Annotated in this window: 14 protein-coding genes; 3 read left to right on the forward strand and 11 right to left on the reverse strand. The window is 61.3% G+C overall.

The window, feature by feature from the left end; all coding sequences use genetic code 11:
* Nucleotides 1-8: 8 nt before the first annotated feature.
* The 6 genes from thrC to AC1RUK_RS22085 form a co-directional block, all read right to left on the reverse strand.
* Nucleotides 9-1,436: a threonine synthase gene (thrC, locus tag AC1RUK_RS22060; protein WP_481838961.1), complete on the reverse strand. Its 1,428-nt coding sequence runs from the start codon at nt 1,434-1,436 to the stop codon at nt 9-11.
* Between the two features lie 78 nt (nt 1,437-1,514).
* The gene (locus AC1RUK_RS22065; protein WP_481838960.1) at nt 1,515-2,825 is read right to left on the reverse strand and encodes an NAD(P)/FAD-dependent oxidoreductase; all 1,311 of its coding nucleotides are present in this window, start codon (nt 2,823-2,825) and stop codon (nt 1,515-1,517) included.
* A 58-nt stretch (nt 2,826-2,883) separates the two neighbouring features.
* A complete protein-coding gene (locus AC1RUK_RS22070; protein WP_481838959.1) occupies nt 2,884-3,762 on the reverse strand; it encodes an ABC transporter permease in 879 nt (292 codons plus the stop codon).
* Nucleotides 3,763-3,797: 35 nt separating this feature from the next.
* Complete coding sequence (locus AC1RUK_RS22075; protein ID WP_481838958.1) at nt 3,798-4,748, reverse strand: ABC transporter permease; 951 nt, start codon at nt 4,746-4,748, stop codon at nt 3,798-3,800.
* Nucleotides 4,749-4,817: 69 nt separating this feature from the next.
* On the reverse strand, nt 4,818-6,488 hold the full coding sequence (locus AC1RUK_RS22080) for a peptide ABC transporter substrate-binding protein (protein ID WP_481838957.1): 1,671 nt from the start codon (nt 6,486-6,488) through the stop codon (nt 4,818-4,820).
* Nucleotides 6,489-6,511: 23 nt separating this feature from the next.
* Complete coding sequence (locus AC1RUK_RS22085) at nt 6,512-8,176, reverse strand: ABC transporter ATP-binding protein (RefSeq protein ID WP_481838956.1); 1,665 nt, start codon at nt 8,174-8,176, stop codon at nt 6,512-6,514.
* 826 nt (nt 8,177-9,002) lie between these two features.
* Between AC1RUK_RS22085 and AC1RUK_RS22090 the strand changes: the two genes are divergently transcribed.
* Together AC1RUK_RS22090 and AC1RUK_RS22095 are read left to right on the forward strand one after the other, a co-directional pair.
* Nucleotides 9,003-10,076, forward strand: coding sequence for a tartrate dehydrogenase (locus AC1RUK_RS22090; RefSeq protein WP_481839429.1), 1,074 nt, complete (start codon nt 9,003-9,005; stop codon nt 10,074-10,076).
* A 10-nt stretch (nt 10,077-10,086) separates the two neighbouring features.
* Nucleotides 10,087-10,566: an Lrp/AsnC family transcriptional regulator gene (locus AC1RUK_RS22095; RefSeq protein ID WP_481838955.1), complete on the forward strand. Its 480-nt coding sequence runs from the start codon at nt 10,087-10,089 to the stop codon at nt 10,564-10,566.
* A gap of 179 nt (nt 10,567-10,745) precedes the next feature.
* Here AC1RUK_RS22095 and AC1RUK_RS22100 read toward each other — a convergent pair whose 3' ends face one another.
* Both AC1RUK_RS22100 and AC1RUK_RS22105 read right to left on the reverse strand, forming a co-directional pair.
* Nucleotides 10,746-12,122, reverse strand: a complete 1,377-nt coding sequence (locus AC1RUK_RS22100) for an aspartate aminotransferase family protein (RefSeq protein WP_481838954.1) — start codon at nt 12,120-12,122, stop codon at nt 10,746-10,748.
* Between the two features lie 13 nt (nt 12,123-12,135).
* The gene (locus tag AC1RUK_RS22105; protein ID WP_481838953.1) at nt 12,136-12,981 is read right to left on the reverse strand and encodes a GNAT family N-acetyltransferase; all 846 of its coding nucleotides are present in this window, start codon (nt 12,979-12,981) and stop codon (nt 12,136-12,138) included.
* Nucleotides 12,982-13,300: 319 nt separating this feature from the next.
* Here AC1RUK_RS22105 and AC1RUK_RS22110 point away from each other — a divergent pair, with 319 nt between their 5' ends.
* Nucleotides 13,301-13,990 carry a haloacid dehalogenase type II gene (locus tag AC1RUK_RS22110; RefSeq protein WP_481838952.1) on the forward strand — a complete coding sequence of 230 codons (690 nt, stop codon included), beginning with the start codon at nt 13,301-13,303 and terminating at the stop codon, nt 13,988-13,990.
* 160 nt (nt 13,991-14,150) lie between these two features.
* Here the strand turns inward: AC1RUK_RS22110 and AC1RUK_RS22115 are convergent, their stop codons facing one another.
* From AC1RUK_RS22115 to AC1RUK_RS22125, 3 genes are all read right to left on the reverse strand, one after another.
* On the reverse strand, nt 14,151-15,626 hold the full coding sequence (locus AC1RUK_RS22115) for an NAD-dependent succinate-semialdehyde dehydrogenase (protein WP_481838951.1): 1,476 nt from the start codon (nt 15,624-15,626) through the stop codon (nt 14,151-14,153).
* Between the two features lie 19 nt (nt 15,627-15,645).
* Nucleotides 15,646-16,689 carry a tartrate dehydrogenase gene (locus AC1RUK_RS22120; protein ID WP_481838950.1) on the reverse strand — a complete coding sequence of 348 codons (1,044 nt, stop codon included), beginning with the start codon at nt 16,687-16,689 and terminating at the stop codon, nt 15,646-15,648.
* A gap of 174 nt (nt 16,690-16,863) precedes the next feature.
* On the reverse strand, nt 16,864-17,220 hold the full coding sequence (locus AC1RUK_RS22125) for a cupin domain-containing protein (RefSeq protein WP_481838949.1): 357 nt from the start codon (nt 17,218-17,220) through the stop codon (nt 16,864-16,866).
* Nucleotides 17,221-17,225 lie beyond the last annotated feature (5 nt).

A 17,225-nucleotide genomic window follows, 5' to 3' on the forward strand; every position in this document is an offset into this window, starting at 1 on the left:
GTGGCTCTTCAACAAGCCGCACCCTGCACGAGTCCGGCGATGTAGCTCTTTACGGTCTTTGCATCGGCGGGAAGGACTTCGAACCGTTTTGGCAAGTCCTCTATGCCATCGAATCTTTGTGGTCGATCCGGCTCGCGGCCTAAAGCCTCCCTGATGGTCCCCGCAAATTTGACCGGCAGGGCCGTCTCGAGCACGACCATCGGCATCTCAGGGCCGGAGTGCATGCGCGCAACCTTCACGCCGTCTGCAGTGTGTGGATCGATCAGCGCGTTGAAGCGGTGCCACGTGTCACGGATCGTCTCCAACCGGTCGGCGTGAGTGCTCTTCCCGCTGCGGAAACCAAAACGATCCGCCGCCTGCACGAAGGCCGGATCACCGCTGAGATCGAACGATCCGCTTTCGCGCAATTGATCGTCGAACAACGATCTCGTCCAGCTGGCGTCGCGACCGAGCAAGTCGAATACGAAACGCTCGAGATTGGAGGCCTTGGAAATGTCCATGGATGGGCTCGAGGTTTCAAAAGTGCCACCGCGGCCCCGCACGCGATAAACCCCGGTGCGGAAAAACTCATCGAGCACGTCGTTCTCGTTGGTCGCAACGACCAGACGGGAAATGGGAAGCCCCATCATGCGCGCGACATGACCGGCGCAGACGTTGCCGAAATTCCCCGAAGGAACAGCAAAATCGACCTGCGCTGCGTTCCCGGCGGTGACCTGGAAGTAGGCTGAGAAGTAGTACACCACCTGAGCCACCAGTCGGGCCCAGTTAATCGAATTGACGGCGCCGATCCGATGGCGTTGCTTGAAGTCGGCATCGCCCGACACAGCTTTGACGATGTCCTGGCAATCGTCGAACACCCCTTCGATGGCGAGGTTGTGGATGTTCTCGTCCTGCAGGCTGAACATCTGGGCCTGCTGGAAGGCGCTCATGCGTCCGTGCGGCGACATCATGAAGACGCGGATGCTTTTCTTGCCGCGCATGGCATATTCCGCCGCGCTGCCGGTGTCGCCGCTGGTTGCGCCGAGTATGTTCAGCTCCTCACCCCGGCGGGCGAGTTCATATTCGAGAAGATTGCCAAGCAACTGCATGGCCATGTCCTTGAACGCCAACGTGGGGCCGTTCGACAGTTCCGCGACGTGAAGACCCGTCTCAAGCGTGCGCACCGGCGTGATCCGGTCGGTGCCGAAAACCTTGGACGTATAGGTCTTCGCGCAGATGGCGTTCAGATCGGCGGGCGGAATATCGTCGATGTAGAGCGACAGGATCTCGAAGGCGAGGTCCGGATAGGACAGGCCCCGCCACCGATCCAGCATAGCATCATCCACAAGCGGGTAGTTCTCGGGCACATAGAGCCCGCCATCCGGCGCCAGACCTTCAAGCAGGATCTCGCAGAATTTCCTGCGTTCGGGTCGGCCGCGCGTGGAGATGTAGTGCATGTGATGCTCTTCCTTGTAGCCGCGATCGTTTAAGGCGGCCGCAGCGCCACATGGTCAATGGGCCGCCAGCTTTGGCCGTCAGCGGCGGGCCTGCCACCAGGCGATCTTGTCCTGTAGGCCATAACCCTTGATGATCGCCGGCATGAACCAGGGATTGCCGCGATAGAACGGGACGGCCGCCGGCGGCCGGAAGTCGAAGGCCGAACGGGCCTTTTCGGCATGTCCCATCAGCTTGTGGGCAGCGTGCATGCCGACCCAGGGGGCCCAGACCACGCCCGAACCGCAGAAACCGGTCGCGTAGACGATGCCGTCTTTCTCGAAGATGCGGGGGATCATGTCGCGGTGCATCGCCACATTGCCGAACCAGCTGTGCGAAAGGCGAACCTTCTCCAGCTCCGGGAAAATCTCGACGAGCCCGTTGCGCAGACGGAGCGTCGGGGCTGCCGGGTCGCCTACCCGAGAGCTGTCTCGCCCGCCCAGGAGGATGCGCCTGCCGTCCGGTGAAGGGCGGTAGTAGAAGCCTAGCTGGCGGTTCTCGCCAATCGTCATCAGCTTCGGCATCAGCCGCGCCATCAGCTCGGGCGCGAGCTCCTCGGTTGCAATGATCCGGGCGCGGACCGGCACCAGGCGGCGGCGCAGGAAAGGGGTGGCACCGTCGGTGTAGCCGTCCGTGCAGACAAGGACCTCCCGCGCCTGCACCGCTCCGGCCGTTGTCATGACGCGAAACCCGGAACCATCCCGTTCGATCGACGTCACGGGCGTGTTCGAATGCACCGTCAATCCCGAGGCCAGCGCCACCCGCAGAAGCTCGGCGTGGAACTTGGCCGGGTGCAGTCCGCCGATGTCCATCCGGACCGTGCCGCCGCGATAGAAGTCAGTGCCGATGTAATTTCGCTGCTCGGCATGCGGAACGGCGTAGGATTCGATCCCCAGCCGCTTCGCCAGCGCCTCGGCGCTGCGGGCCATCGTCTCGTACTGGTTATATCCGAGGGCTCCCTTGAACGCGCCAACCAGCCGGAAGTCGCAGTCGAGCCCTTCGGTCTTGATGAAGTCGTAGAGGAATTCGCGAGCGATCTTGCCTTCGGCCTCGATGGCGATCGCCTTGTCTTCGCCAAAACGCCTGGTGATCGTGGCGTAGTCCGGGCGGATGGTTCCGCTGGTAACACCGCCATTGCGTGACGAGGCCCCTTCGCCGGGGTTCATTGCATCGAACGCCGCAACCGAACGGCCCTCACGCGCCAGCACTAGCCCGGCCGAAAGGCCGGCGTAGCCGGCGCCGACGATCGCCACGTCGAGCTTCTTGGCCAAAGGCTGCGGCGGCAGCGGCATGACGGGTGCCTCTTCCCACCAGTAGGGCGTGTTCTTGTCGGCGACTTTCGGCTCGTGCATGTGAGTCACGTCTCGCTGGGTTTTCGGGATCGGGAGTGGGCCGTGTTTGCTGACGAGATCAGACACGGTCGTCTCGCACGTCGAGCGCATCGCGCAGCCCGTCACCGATGAAGTTGAAGCTGGTCACCGCCATGGTGATGGCGATTCCGGGAATGATCGCCAGCCAGGGCGCACTATCCAGATACTGCTGGGCGCCCTCGAGCATGTTGCCCCAGCTGGGCAGCGGCGGCTGAATGCCATAACCCAGGAAACTGATATAGGCTTCGAGCAGGATCGCGCGCGCGACTGTCAACGTAGCGGCCACGATGATCGGACCCATGGCGTTGGGAAGGATCTCGCGGAACATGATATGCGTGCCGCTCAGTCCCAGCATGCGCCCGGCCAGCACGAACTCGCGCTCGCGCAATGACCGCACCTCGGCCTCGACAATTCGGGCTACCTCCATCCAGCTGGTGACTGCGACGATGACGGTGACCATGCCCGGACTCGGCTTCAGTGCCGCGGCCAGGGCCAGCAGCAGGAAGATGGAAGGGAATGACAGGAAGCCGTCGACCGTGCGCATCAGCGCTGCACCGATCCAGCCGCCGCGGTAGCCCGCGATCACGCCGACGAGAGTTCCGATCAGCGTCGACAGCAGCATGGCAAAGAAAGCCACCAGCAGTGAGGTCCTCCCCGCCATGAACAGGCGCGCCGCCACGTCCCGCCCCAGCGGGTCGGTCCCGAGATAGTGGTCGCCGGTCAGCGGCGGTGAAAAGCGGGCGCGCAAATCGATGTAGAGGGAATCATAGGGCAGGAGATGAGGACCGAAGACACACGCCAGCGTAAGAAGTGTGATCATCGCCACTCCCAGCAATGCCAGATGATGGCTCCTGAAACGGCGCACGGTGCGGCTGCGCCACCAGCGGCTTGGTTCTGCATTTGTGGCGAGAGCAGTCATGTTGGGTGCCTCCTGTTGGCCGTGAGGTTACGCGCTCAACCCAGGCGAATGCGCGGGTCGACGATCGCCACCACGATGTCTGCGATCAGGCTGCCCAGAATGACGAGGATGGCCGAGAACATCAGCAGTCCCATCACGACCGGGTAGTCGCTGTAGCCGAGGCTGTCCAGGAACAGTCGACCCATCCCCGGCCAGGTAAACACTGTCTCCGTCACCAGAGCGCCGGTCAGGATGCTGGGAAGCTGCACCCCGGCGAGAGTGATCATCGGCAAAAGCGCATTGCCGACGACGTGCCTCATTATGACTCGGCGCTCACTCAGGCCCTTGGCGCGGGCGGTCTTGACAAAGTCCTGGCCGATAGCGTCGAGCGTCGCCGTGCGCATGTAGCGGCTCCAGATCGCGACATGCACCAGCGACAGCACCACGCTTGGCAGGATCAGGTGGTGGAGATAGTTTAGAACAGAACCGTCGCCGATCGTGTACATGTTGCCTGCAGGCAGCCAGCCCAGCTTGAGCGAAAAGATGTAGATGCCGACGAGCCCGAACCAGAAGGTCGGGATTGACAGCGCGACCATGGCTCCGACCGTCGCCATGTAATCGAACATCGAATAGCGGTGCGTGGCGCCGCGGATACCGATCCAGGTGCCGATCGCGATCGCAATCGCGGTGGACGTACCCATCAGCAGCAGCGTGGCAAAGACGTGCCGGCCAATCACTGCCAGCACAGGCGCGCCGTCGCGGAAGGAGTGGCCCCAGTCGCCCTGGAGAAGCCGCCAGGCCCAGTCGAGATACTGCATCCACAGCGGCCTATTCAGCCCCAATTGCTCTTTCAGGCGATCGAGATCGTCCTGCGTCATGCCGGGATCGAGCCCGAATTGCGCCAGTGGCCCCCCCGGCAACAGGTTCAGGACGGAGAACCCGATGAGCGAGACGATCAGGAGCAGGATGAGGCTCTGTGAGAGCCGGTTGAGCAGGAAGCCGCGCATTCAACTCTCCTCTTTCAAGACAGCGCCGATGACTGGCCGCCGCCGCGAGGCGGCGGCGGCGTATGTATGTCAGCCTTTCCAATGCCATCCGGCGGCATGCCAGGATGCGACGCGGGTGTTGGAATTTGCCTCGAAACCCTCGAGCCCTTCCTTGCGGCCGAACACGTTGGTAGAGGCAAACAGAGGCAGGAACGGCAGATCCTGACGAACAATTTCCTGCACACGCAGATAGATGGCGCGGCGCTCTTCCCGATCGAAGGTGCGGGTGCCCTTCTCGAGCAGCGCATCGACCTCCGGGTTGGAGTATTGGCCTGTGTTCGAGCCCTTTCCGCCCTTCGCGACGATCGCCCTGGTGTGCAGCCGGTTGGAAACGTCGGGGTCGGCCGCGATGAGATTGGTTACGCCGGAGATGGCTGACTCGAACTGCGATTTGAGCCAGAAATCGCCCCACATGACGGCGGCCGGCAGGTTCGAGATGGTCATCTCCACCCCAATCTCGGCGAATGTCTGCTGCAGGAACTGCTGCGTCTGCTCGCGCAGGTGGTTGCCGGAGGTGGTGGAATTGGCGAACGACAGACGCACCCCGTCCTTCACCCGTATTCCATCCGCTCCGGGTACCCAGCCGGCCTCGTCGAGGATCTGGCGCGCGCGCTCGATGTTGAACTCCTGCGCCGGCAGGTTCGGATTGTAGTAGTAGGAATTCTGCGGCATGAACGTCTCGGTGGGGGTGTGGACCCCGTAATAGATTGCTTCGAGGATCGCTTTCCTATCGATTGCGGCGTAGAGCGCCTGGCGGACCGCCGGGTCCTTGAATTGCGGCTTCTCAAGATTGAGATAGATCGACTCGACCGATGACCCGCGCTCCAACATGACCGCGCGATCCGGTAGTTTTCTGGCTTCCTCATAGTGGTCGGCGGTTATGAATGCCTGGTCGACAACATCAATGTCGCCGCTCTTGAACTGGGTGTAGAGCACTGTCATGTCAGGGATGTATTTGAAGACGAGCCGCTCCAAATAGGGCCCCTCCCCTGCATAATCCGCGTTCGCGACGAGTTCGATGTGATCGCCGGCGATGCGTTGCGCCCACTTGAATGCGCCAGTGCCGACGGGCGCCTGATTGAAGGCGGCGGCGTTGGGGTCGGCCTCTTTTTCGAGGATGTGCTTGGGAACCATGAAGGTTTCGGCGAGAAACGACAGATAGGGTGCGAAAGCCTGCTCCATCCGCCAGGTGAGCTCGGTTGGCGAGACCACCTTGATATCGCGCACCAGCGAATGGCCGCTCGTGCGCCACGCGCGGAATTTCGGATTGGTGATGAGCTCAAGCGTGAACTTCACGTCCTCGGCCGTGAAGGGCTCGCCGTCGTGCCAGCGGACGTCATCACGCAGGCGAATGCGCCAAGTGAGACCGTCCTCCGAAATGCCGCCGTTCTTTTGGCTCGGCACTTCGACCACAAGATTGGGCTGAAGAACGCCCTTGGGGTCCATCCGAACGAGTGCATCAAACAACGAGAAATGCACAGCGTCGTCGACCTCGATGTGCGGCATCAACGGATTGAATACGGTGGGCTCTTGCGAGAGACCGACGACAACGCGGCCGGTTGGGCTCGCTGGGGGGGTCTGGGCGAAGGCGGGCTTGCCCAACAGATTGGGCGCGATGAGGCCTGCAGCCCCACCTATCGCCATCAGCCGCAGTGCCTGGCGTCTCGAGTAGTTGGAAGTAGTCGTTGAATTTTTGGTCATGATAGTTCCTCTCTTGTTATTCTTCATGCGTTTGCTGCAACTGGACGGGCATTGCCCGGCCGCTCGCCTGGGATTGCCGCCACGAGTTGGCGCGTGTAGGCCGCTTGCGGGTTCAGGAATATCTGCGAGGGCGGTCCGCGCTCGACGATCCGGCCCTTCTGCATCACAGCGATTTCGTCGCAGATCTGGCTGGCGACGCGCAGGTCGTGCGTGATGAAGACCATCGACACGCCGGTCTCCCGCTGGATCTGGTCCAGCAGCTGCAGGATCTGCGCCTGGATCGACACGTCGAGCGCGGAGACCGCCTCGTCAGCAATCAAAAGCTTCGGCTTGAACATCAAAGCCCGAGCGATGCCTATTCGCTGGCGTTGCCCACCCGAAAACTCGTGCGGATAGCGGCCGAAGGCGCCGGCATCGAGTCCGACATGGGCCAGGAGCGCCTTCGCCTCTTCGCGCGCTTGCGCATAGGGTGTCCCGTGCGCGACTGGGCCAACTGTCAGAATGTGGCCGACGGTCGAACGCGGGTTGAGCGAGGCGAAAGGGTCTTGGAAGATCATCTGGACCCGCGGCCGCAGCGGGCGGAACTCGGATTCGGAAAGCTTGGCGATGTCGCGGCCCTCGAACAGAATCCCTCCGCCGTCGCTGTCCAGTAGCTTGATCAAAAGCCGGCCCAGCGACGATTTGCCGGAACCGCTTTCGCCCACCACGCCTAGTGTGCGCCCGGGCGCCAGATCGAACGAGACCTCGTTGACCGCGGGCACGACGCGCTGCGAGCCGAACAGGGAACTGCCGCTGCGGTAGGTCTTCACCAGACCCTCAACCTTCAGGATCGGCTCCTTGCTGGCGGCTTCCGGACGAGGGCGATCTTCGCCGGTCAGATGCGGTACGGCCGCGATCAGGCGCCGGGTGTAAGGATGCTTGGGCGACTTCAACACCTGTTCGGCGCTGCCCTGTTCGACGATGTGACCCTTTTCCATCACCACGACGCTGTCGGCGATCTCGGCCACCACGCCGAAATCGTGGGTGATGAACATCACGCTCATGCCCTTGCGGCGCTGAATGTCGCGGATCAGCTCCAGAATCTGTGCCTGGGTGGTCACGTCGAGCGCGGTCGTCGGTTCATCCGCGATCAGAACCGTCGGCTCGAGCGCCAAGGCCATGGCGATCATGACGCGCTGCCGCTGCCCACCCGAAAGCCGGAAAGGGTACTGGTGATACATAAGTTCGGGATCGGGCAGGCCCACTTCAGTGAGCAGCTCGATGGCGCGGTTGCGGCAGGTTTTTGGCGTGCCGAAGCCATGCGCGGCCATGACCTCGTCAATCTGCGCGCCCACCGTCATCAGGGGGTTGAGCGCCGAGAGCGGGTCCTGAAAGATCATCGACACGACCCGTCCACGCAGGTTGCGCAGCTTGTCGGGCGACATGCCGATGATGTTCATCCCCTCCAGCTGGATGACACCCGAGGAGACGCGGATCACCTTTGGCAGAAGCCCCATGATCGCATTCGCCGTGACCGACTTACCCGATCCGGACTCGCCTATGATGCAGAGAATCTGGCCGCGTTTGAGATCAAAGGACATGTTCTCGACAGCATGGGTCCGTTCCATGCCTTTCGGCAAATTCACCGTGAGGTCGCGCACCGAAAGCGCCACATCGTGGGGGGCTACAGCCTGGATGCTTGCGACCATCGCGATCACCTCCCCTTTAAACCGAGCGGGCTCACCCAGGTGCCGACCGCATCATCGCTTTTTGAGCAGAAGCGCCTCACCGTAGCGTCCGTCGTCTGGTTATCTCGACGCTTCGAGCCCTGAGGCTGCGAGACACGGGTTCTGCTCATCCTGCCGGCTCCCTTGATGAAAATCCGGTCCGTGTACCGGACACTGTTCCCTTTTCTTGGAGACCCTCCGAAGGGGCAACGCCTTGCTTTCGGATTCCTCTGGAGCCTTTCTTCCATCGGGAAGATTGCTCCGTTCTTCCAGCCAGTTTGACTATTCTCTTCCGCAGAGTCGTCGGAACTTCGCCGTCGGGCGGCAGGAACTTCTGAAAAGAACGTCGCGTTCGGCATTTCACTCTGCCTCCGTTCCGGCGCACAAACCGGGATCAGGCAAACATGTCCTTCGTCCCGGTAATTCGTGCCCACGTGACAGGCCATGACGTCGAGCGGGTTGGTGTCCGTGGGGCCTAGCAACGTTGGCAGAGCCCACCGCGGATCAAGGTCGACAACTGCGCGCCGCGTACCGAAAAGCCCATGCCGTAGATCGCGCGACTGCACGAAGCGTACTCCTGCCTGCCCCGGTGAGGTGGACGACAGCGATGCTTTTCGCGCAACAATTGTCTGCCCTTGGGGGCCACTAACCGCACGATATTCCGTCCAGGTACAAACTCCGCAGCCTGCCTCTGCAGGCGGCAGGTTAAGATGCTTCAAATTGTCGGAGTCTCCGTCCATGCCCGCGCCCCTCATGCACACGAGATTGAGGCCCCGATGCAGCCACCACTGAAAACGGGAAAGTGACGATGCGCGAATATGAGATTGCCGCCATTCCTGCCGACGGGATCGGCCCAGAGGTCATTGCCGCAGGTCTCCAGGCGCTTGAGGCGCTGCAGCAGCGCTGCGGCGACTTCAAGCTGCGCGTCCAGCACTTCGACTGGGGCTCGGACTACTACAAGGTCCATGGTCGGATGATGCCCGAAGATGGCGTGGCGCAACTGAAGCGCTTCGACGCTATCTTCTTTGGCGCCGTCGGCGCTCCCGATGTGCCCGACGATATCACGCTCTGGGGCCTCCGGCTGCTGATTTGCCAAGGCTTTGATCAGTACGCGAACGTGCGGCCGACCAGGATATTGCCCGGTATTGTTTCGCCGCTGGCCGGCGTTGGCCCAAGCTTTCTGGATTGGGTGATCGTGCGGGAGAATTCCGAGGGCGAGTATTCGGGCCACGGCGGCCGAGCCCATCGAGGCCTCCCCGAGGAGGTCGGAACCGAGGTCGCGATCTTCACGCGCGTCGGCGTCACCCGCATCATGCGCTATGCATTCCGGCTGGCGCAGTCACGGCCGCGAAAGCTCCTGACAGTTGTTACGAAATCCAACGCGCAGCGTCACGGCATGGTAATGTGGGACGAAATCGCAGCCGAGGTGGCGCGGGAATTCCCGGACATCACGTGGGACAAGATGCTGGTCGATGCTATGACAGTGCGTATGACGTTGAAACCTCGGAGCCTCGATACGATCGTTGCCACCAATCTTCATGCCGACATATTGTCGGACCTTGCAGGCGCGCTCGCAGGCAGTCTCGGCGTTGCACCGACCGCCAACATTGATCCCGAGCGGCGCTATCCCTCGATGTTCGAGCCAATCCACGGCTCGGCATTCGACATTGCCGGCAAGGGTATTGCCAACCCGGTCGCCACCTTCTGGACCGCCGCCCAGATGCTCGAACATCTGGGCGAGAGCACAGCGGCCGTCCGGTTGATGAGCGCTGTGGAAATGGTGACGAGCGAAGGCGTGCTGACGCCGGACGTGGGAGGGACAGCGACCACCCAGGAGGTGACGGACGCCGTCTGCCGGACGATCCGCGGTTCAAACGTGTGACAGGTTTCCAATGAAGCTCGACAAGATCGACATCAAGATCTTATCCCAACTGCAAAAGAACGGGCGGGTCACGAATGTCGAGCTTGCCGACCTGGTCAACCTTTCACCGAGCCCTTGCCTGATGCGGGTGAAGAAGCTTCAAGCAGAAGGCTTCATCATCGGCTATTCCGCCCAGATCGATGTATCCAAGCTCGGGCAGACTCTAACGATCTTCACGGAAGTCACGCTCAAGCACCATCAACACAACGACTTCGCGAGATTTCTCACCGCGATTCAGAAAGTCGATTCTGTCATCGAATGCCATCTGGTTTCAGGCGGCTACGACTATCTTGTGAAGTTTGTCACGGCGGGTATCAGCGAGTACCAGACGATCATGGAGCGCATGATCGAACTGGATATCGGAATCGACAAATACTTCAGCTTTGTGGTTTTGAAGTCGCCCATCGTGAAGTCTCACCTGCCTCTGGACGCCATATTCAACAACGGGTGAGACGAGCGCCTTCGCCGTCCCCATTATCGTATCCCGGCAAGTGCCGCGCGATCTGCCCCGTCCTGAGACTGTCGAAGCCAGCTCGTTCCTATTCATATGCCGGAGGAGAACGTGCAAGTGGCGCCACCGCCGGAGGTCGGCCGAAGCGGCCCGCTCCATACGGGCGGCGCCCGCAATGCTTATCCCTTCATTGCCGCTCGCACATCCTTGTCTTCGAGCGTCTGGTCGAGCGCCGTGCGCGTACGTTCGATGATGCCGTCAATATCCTCATCCGTGCAGCAGAGAGGCGGCGCATAACCCAGCACACCCTGGGCGAAGGCGCGAATGATAAGGCCGTTGTTCCATGCGCGGTCGAAGATGCGGCGTCCCGCGTCGGCTTCCAGCGGCAACGGCGTCTTGCGCTCCTTGTCGGTGACGAGTTCGATAGCGGCCAGCATGCCGCGGCCGCGAACGTCGCCCACGAGCGGATGATCGGCAAGCGAGCGGAGGCCCGCCATCAGGCGTTTCCCGGCCCGCCGCCCGTTGTCGAGCAGGCCCTCCTCGTAGAGGCGCAGGCATTCGAGTGCGACCGCCGCGCTCACGGGATGCGCGGAATAAGTGTAGCCATGCCCGACCGCCGCCTTGCCCGCACTGTCTGCGATCGTGTTGTAGACATGATCGGATATGAACACGGCGCCCATCGGCACGTAGCCGGAGGTGAGCCCCTTTGCGGTGGTCATGAGATCCGGCACCACGTCTTCATCCTCGCAGGCGAAGAGCGGGCCGGTGCGGCCAAAGGCGGTGATGACCTCGTCGACAACGAACAGGATCTGGTGTTCCTTGCAGACTGCGCGCATGGCCTTCAACCAGCCCGCCGGCGGAACGAGGACGCCGCCCGATCCCTGGATCGGCTCCACATAAAAGGCGGCGACGCGATCCGCCCCCAGTTCCGAGATCTTGCCCCGCAGAGCCGCTACCGAGGCGTCGATAATCGCCTGCGGATCGGAGCCGGCAGGATTGCGATAGGCATAGTGCGACGGGATCTTGTGCTGCCAGTCGTACGGCACCCCGAAACCTGCATGGAACAGCGGAATCGCCGTCAGGCCGGATCCCGCTGTCGACGATCCATGGTAGCCATATTCGACCGAGATAAACTGGTCCTTCTGCGGCGTCCCCATGGCATGATAGTAATAGCGGATGAACCGGATTGTGCTGTCCACCGCGTCGGAGCCGCCGAGGGTGAAGTAGATATGGTTGAGGTCTCCCGGCGCCAGTTCGGCCAGCTTGGCGGCTAGACGAATGGCCGGCTCGGACCCCAGCCCGAAATAGCCCGTTGCGTAGGGAAGCTCGCGCAGTTGTTTCGTTGCAGCCTCGACGATGCTGTCCTGTCCATAGCCGGCGTTGACGCACCACAGACCCGCAAACCCGTCGAGCAAACTGTGGCCCGCGGCGTCGGTGACTATCGCGCCCTTGGCCGATTTCAGCACCCGTACGCCCATCGCTTCATGGCCGCGATAGGATGCGACCGGGTGGACCAGATGGGCGCGGTCGAGTTCGATCAGCGAATTCGCAAGCATTTCTTCCTCCAAATCAACCAAGCGCCTGACTGACGAGCGCGTACATCCGCCGGGCTACGGCTCTTTCGTTTTGTTGATCACGTGTGCCGCCGCGCCGCATTGGTATCCCACCGCCGACGTGCGTAAGCTGTTGGCTGGTGAGCCATTCAGCAAGATTTGTGGACATGTCGGTGTCGATACGGACGAACCTGCCCTGATGATGGGCGAGAAGGAAATTGATCAAGGCCTTTGCCTCAATGTCGTTTCTCGCAACTACCGGGCCGATGACCAGGCCTCGGCCAAACTGACGAATCGCCGCAAAGGCCTGAACAGCGGTTTCTTCGCGAATGACAGCGAATTTCGCGCGCTCTCGCAGAACCCGCATCAGGGCTGAGCGCTCGTGGCCATATGCCACGTGATCGAGCGCCACGAGGCATGCGTGATCGCTGCTCTCGCTCCAGAATACGTTGTCTGGTGCGTTAACATGACGTGCCTCGCCTTGATGCTGTACGATCTCGCCAGTCGTGGCAAAGCCCAGGCTTTGGTAAAGGGGGAGTCCTTCCTGGGTCGCAACGAGGTAGCAGGTGCGCGTTCCTGCCCTGGCAAGCGCCTCCTCCATCATCTTTCGGCCAAGCCCGCGGCCGCGCGTCGACGCATCGACGATGACCATGTTGATGGTGGCGGCATCGTCGCCGTAGGGCGTCATCATAATCGTCGCAACAACGCGCTCCCGATCCAGCGCGACGATCCCCTGGCTGATCGAGTGAACCAGTTCCCAGTCTTCGTGACGATGTGGCCAACCAACCTGCCGCGACAGTTCGACAGCGCCGCTCAGATGCGCCATTGTCATCTTTTCCAGCGAAATCTGCTGCGCCGTCATGGTTCATTCCGGGCCTGAATTCTCCAAGGCCCAAGGTAGGCTGCCGTGGACAGCAGTTCCTCCCGACCAGAACCTGAGCGATAAGCGTTTTGACTTTCCTTTGCCGCTGCACCGCATCTTATGCCGACGCAGGGCTGAAAGATCGCGCTCCCCCGAAACTCGAAACGAACTCAGGCGCAACTCTCTGCCAAAGCTCTCACGCAATACAAAACAATCTGCTTCAGGGCGCATCGAATGCGGCGAACAGTCTGTCCGGGTCTCTTTATGATCCTTGCTGTTAAGGCACGCAGTGTGGATAGGATTGGAAGGATCGACGCGCATGACCCAGTTCAGACCGAAATACATTACCTTCGACTGCTACGGCACTCTCACCAATTTCGACATGGCCGGTGCAGCGAGGCGCGTGTACGGCTCGCAGCTATCTCCGGCCGCGATGGCGCAGTTCATCAAGGATTTCGCGGGCTACCGCCTGGACGAGGTTCTCGGCGACTGGAAGCCGTATGTCGAGGTCGTGCATAATTCCGTCGAGCGCACCTGCAAACGCAACGACGTCGCATTCCGGCCCGAGGATGCCCAGCGCATCTATGAAGAAGTGCCGACATGGGGTCCGCACCCCGATGTCCCGGCGGGACTGGCCAAGGTCGCAAAGGAAATCCCGCTGGTTATCCTGTCGAACTCCATGAACAGCCTGATCATGTCAAACGTGGAGAAGCTCGGCGCACCCTTCCACATGGTCATCACGGCCGAGGAGACCGGCGCCTACAAGCCTTTGATGAAGGGCTTCGAATATATGTTCGACAAGCTCGGCTGCGGCCCGGAGGACATCACGCACGTGTCGTCCTCATTTCGCTACGATCTCATGACCGCCTATGATCTCGGTATCAAGAGCAAGGTCTGGGTGAACCGCAGCCACGAGCCTGCGAACCCCTTCTACGAATATACGGAGATCAAGGATATCGGCGGTCTGGCCGGCGCCGTCGGACTGGAGCCCGTTCGGGAATTCGCCTGAACGCCCGTTTGCTGGCGCCGTCGCGCCAGACTGAGGCGCTCCCAAAAACGTTAATAACCACTGGTCGCAATAGAGAAAGGGGCGGTTTTCACCGCCCTTTTCTTGTTGTTCCAACGCTTTAGCTAGGGGCTGCGAGTGCTTCAACCTGTGTGCAAGATAACTAATCAAGCCCGCCAACATGAAGCGTCTTGACCTCGAGATATTCCTCGATGCCGAGCTGCGATCCTTCCCGCCCTACTCCTGACTGCTTCACACCGCCGAAAGGCGCAACCTCGGTGGAGATCATGCCTGTGTTGAGCCCGACCATACCGAACTCCAGCGCCTCTGCAACACGCCATGACCGCTTGAGGTTGTCTGTGTAGAAGTAGGCGGCAAGGCCGAACGGCGTACCGTTCGCGACCGTGATGGCCTCTTCCTCCGTCTCGAAGCGAAAAAGCGGTGCCACCGGACCGAACGTCTCTTCCGATGCCAGCAGCATCTCGGTAGTGGCCTCTCCCAGCACGACTGGCCGTGCATATTGTCTGCCGTGGGGCACTGTCTCGCTTTGGGCGATGATCTGCGCGCCTTTCTCCTTCGCATCCGCGATGTGACGCTCGATCTTGTCGATCGCGGCCGCGTTGATCATCGGGCCGATCTCAGTGCCCTCGTCGGTCCCTGCGCCAACCTTCATCCGCGCGACGCGCTGGCTCAGCTTTTCGGCGAAAGTGTCGTAAACGCCTTCCTGCACAAGAATCCGGTTCGCGCAGACGCAGGTTTGACCGCCATTGCGGAACTTGGATACAATCACCCCTTCAACTGCGTTATCCAGATCAGCGTCGTCAAAGACGATAAAGGGCGCGTTGCCGCCAAGCTCCAGGCTCAGCCGCTTGATGCTATCGGCCGCGCCGCGCATGAGCAGCGCACCGACGCGGGTCGAGCCGGTGAACGAGATCTTGCGCACTGTTTCGTTGGCCATCAGCTCTTTGCCGATCTCCGCCGGCATGCCGGTCACGATGTTAATGACGCCCGCCGGAATACCCGCCCGCTCCGCCAGCACACAGAGCGCGAGCGCCGAAAAGGGTGTGAACTCCGACGGCTTGATCACCACCGTGCACCCGGCCGCCAGTGCGGGGGCCACCTTGCGCGTAATCATCGCGTTGGGGAAATTCCACGGCGTGATGATGGCGCAGACGCCGACCGGCTCCTTGAGAACAAGAATGCGGCGATCGGCCGTGGGCGACGGAATGGTCGAGCCACCAATCCGGCGCGCCTCTTCCGCGAACCATTTCACGAAAGAGGCGCCGTAGCGGATTTCCGCTAGAGCCTCGGAAAGCGGCTTGCCCTGTTCCAGCGTCAGCAGGAGCGCGAGATCCTGTTCGTGCTGGCGTATGAGGTCGTGCCAGCGCTCCAGCAGCCCAGCGCGCTCGGCATGGGTCTTCTTCTTCCAGCTTTTGAAGGCCGCGGCTGCGGCACCGATCGCGGCCCTGGTCTCGTCGCCGCCCATATCGGGAACAGTGCCGAGAACACTGAGGCTGGCCGGATTGGTGACATCGACGACGGACTTTGTGTCTGCTTCCCGCCAAATACCGCCGATCAAGGCCTGCTGGCGGAACAGGTCCGTATCTTTAAAAGTGCCAATCTTCGTCATCGCATTCATCGTCTTTTCCTCTGCCCATTCAGCTCAATGCCGCAAGCACGGCTCGCGTGATTGTTTCAGTGCGGTCCTTGCCTGCGACCGTGCCTATCCCCGTCGCGGTTACGGATTCGATTGCCGACATCACTTCAGCCGCGGCATGCCCCTCGCCCAGATGCTCGAGCATCATTGCACCGGACCAGATCGCGGCGATCGGATTGGCCACGCCGAGATGCGCGATATCGGGCGCCGAACCATGAACCGGCTCGAACATGGAAGGCGCGCTGCGATCGGGATTGATGTTGGCTGAGGCGGCATAGCCCAACCCACCCTGGATGGCCGCTCCGATATCCGTGAGGATGTCGCCAAAGAGGTTCGAGGCGACGATCACGTCCAGGCTTTCCGGCGCCATGACCATGCGGGCAGCCATGGCGTCGATGTGGTAGTGCGAGACCTCCACATCGCAATATTCATTTGCTACCTCGCGCGTGACCTCATCCCAGAACACCATGGAATGTTTCTGCGCATTGGATTTGGTGGCCGATGCGAGCTTCTTCCGGCGCGCCCGCGCCTGTTCGAAGCCGAAACGGAGGATCCGTTCGACCCCCACACGTGTGAAGATCGACGTCTCGATCGCGACCTCATCGGGCGTGCCTGAATGGACGCGCCCGCCGGCGCCGGAATATTCGCCTTCCGTATTCTCGCGGATGCACAGGATGTCGAAACCATCCGAACGCAGGGGTCCTTGGACGCCTGGCAAAAGCCTGTGCGGCCTAATGTTGGCATACTGCGTGAACCCTTTCCGGATCGGCAGGAGCAATCCGTGAAGCGATACTGAATCGGGCACCTCCGCGGGCCAGCCCACAGCGCCGAGATAGATCGCATTGAATTTTTGAAGTGTCTCGATGCCGTCTGGCGGCATCATTGCGCCGGTTTCCAGGTAATAGGCGCAGGACCATGGGAAGCGCGTGCCATCAAGGGCGAAACCGCCCCGTTTGGCCGCCGCCTGCATCACCTGCCATGCCGCCTCGGTCACGTCCTTGCCGATGCCGTCGCCGGGGATGAGCGCTATGTTGAAGGTCTTCATTGATGGACGTCCTCATTCGCACCGGCGTTCATCGGAACAATAGTGGACCGCGCGCGGCATTTTTCGTTGAGGATCAGCCGCCTGACGGCGTCGAATCGCGTCAGGCGGGAGTTGAAAAGTCGATTGTTCTGGAACGGCCGCGCCCTTTACTCGGCCGGATCTTGAGCCTTGAACTCAGTCATAAACGCAGACGTAGATCTTGCGCACGGTCTCGATCGTGCGCCAGACGCCGACGAAACCGGGCTTCATTACGAAGCTGTCACCGGCGCGGTAGGTCTTCGTCTCGCCCCCCTTCTCCTCGATTTCGATCACACCCGAAATGATGTGGCAGAACTCGTAGGTGGCGCCCTTGATGGAATGCGTCTCGCCGGGCGTCGCTTCCCAGACGCCGGTCAGAACCTTCTCACCTTTCGAGGCATCCTGCGCCCAGGTCTTGAAAGATGGAGCGCCGGAAATGAGCCGCTCCGGTGGCGGCAATGCCTCCTTCGGAGTGAACGCGGGATTTGTGTCGACCGTAATCAGAAGTGACATGTGAG

Source organism: Mesorhizobium monacense (genome assembly GCF_056781675.1).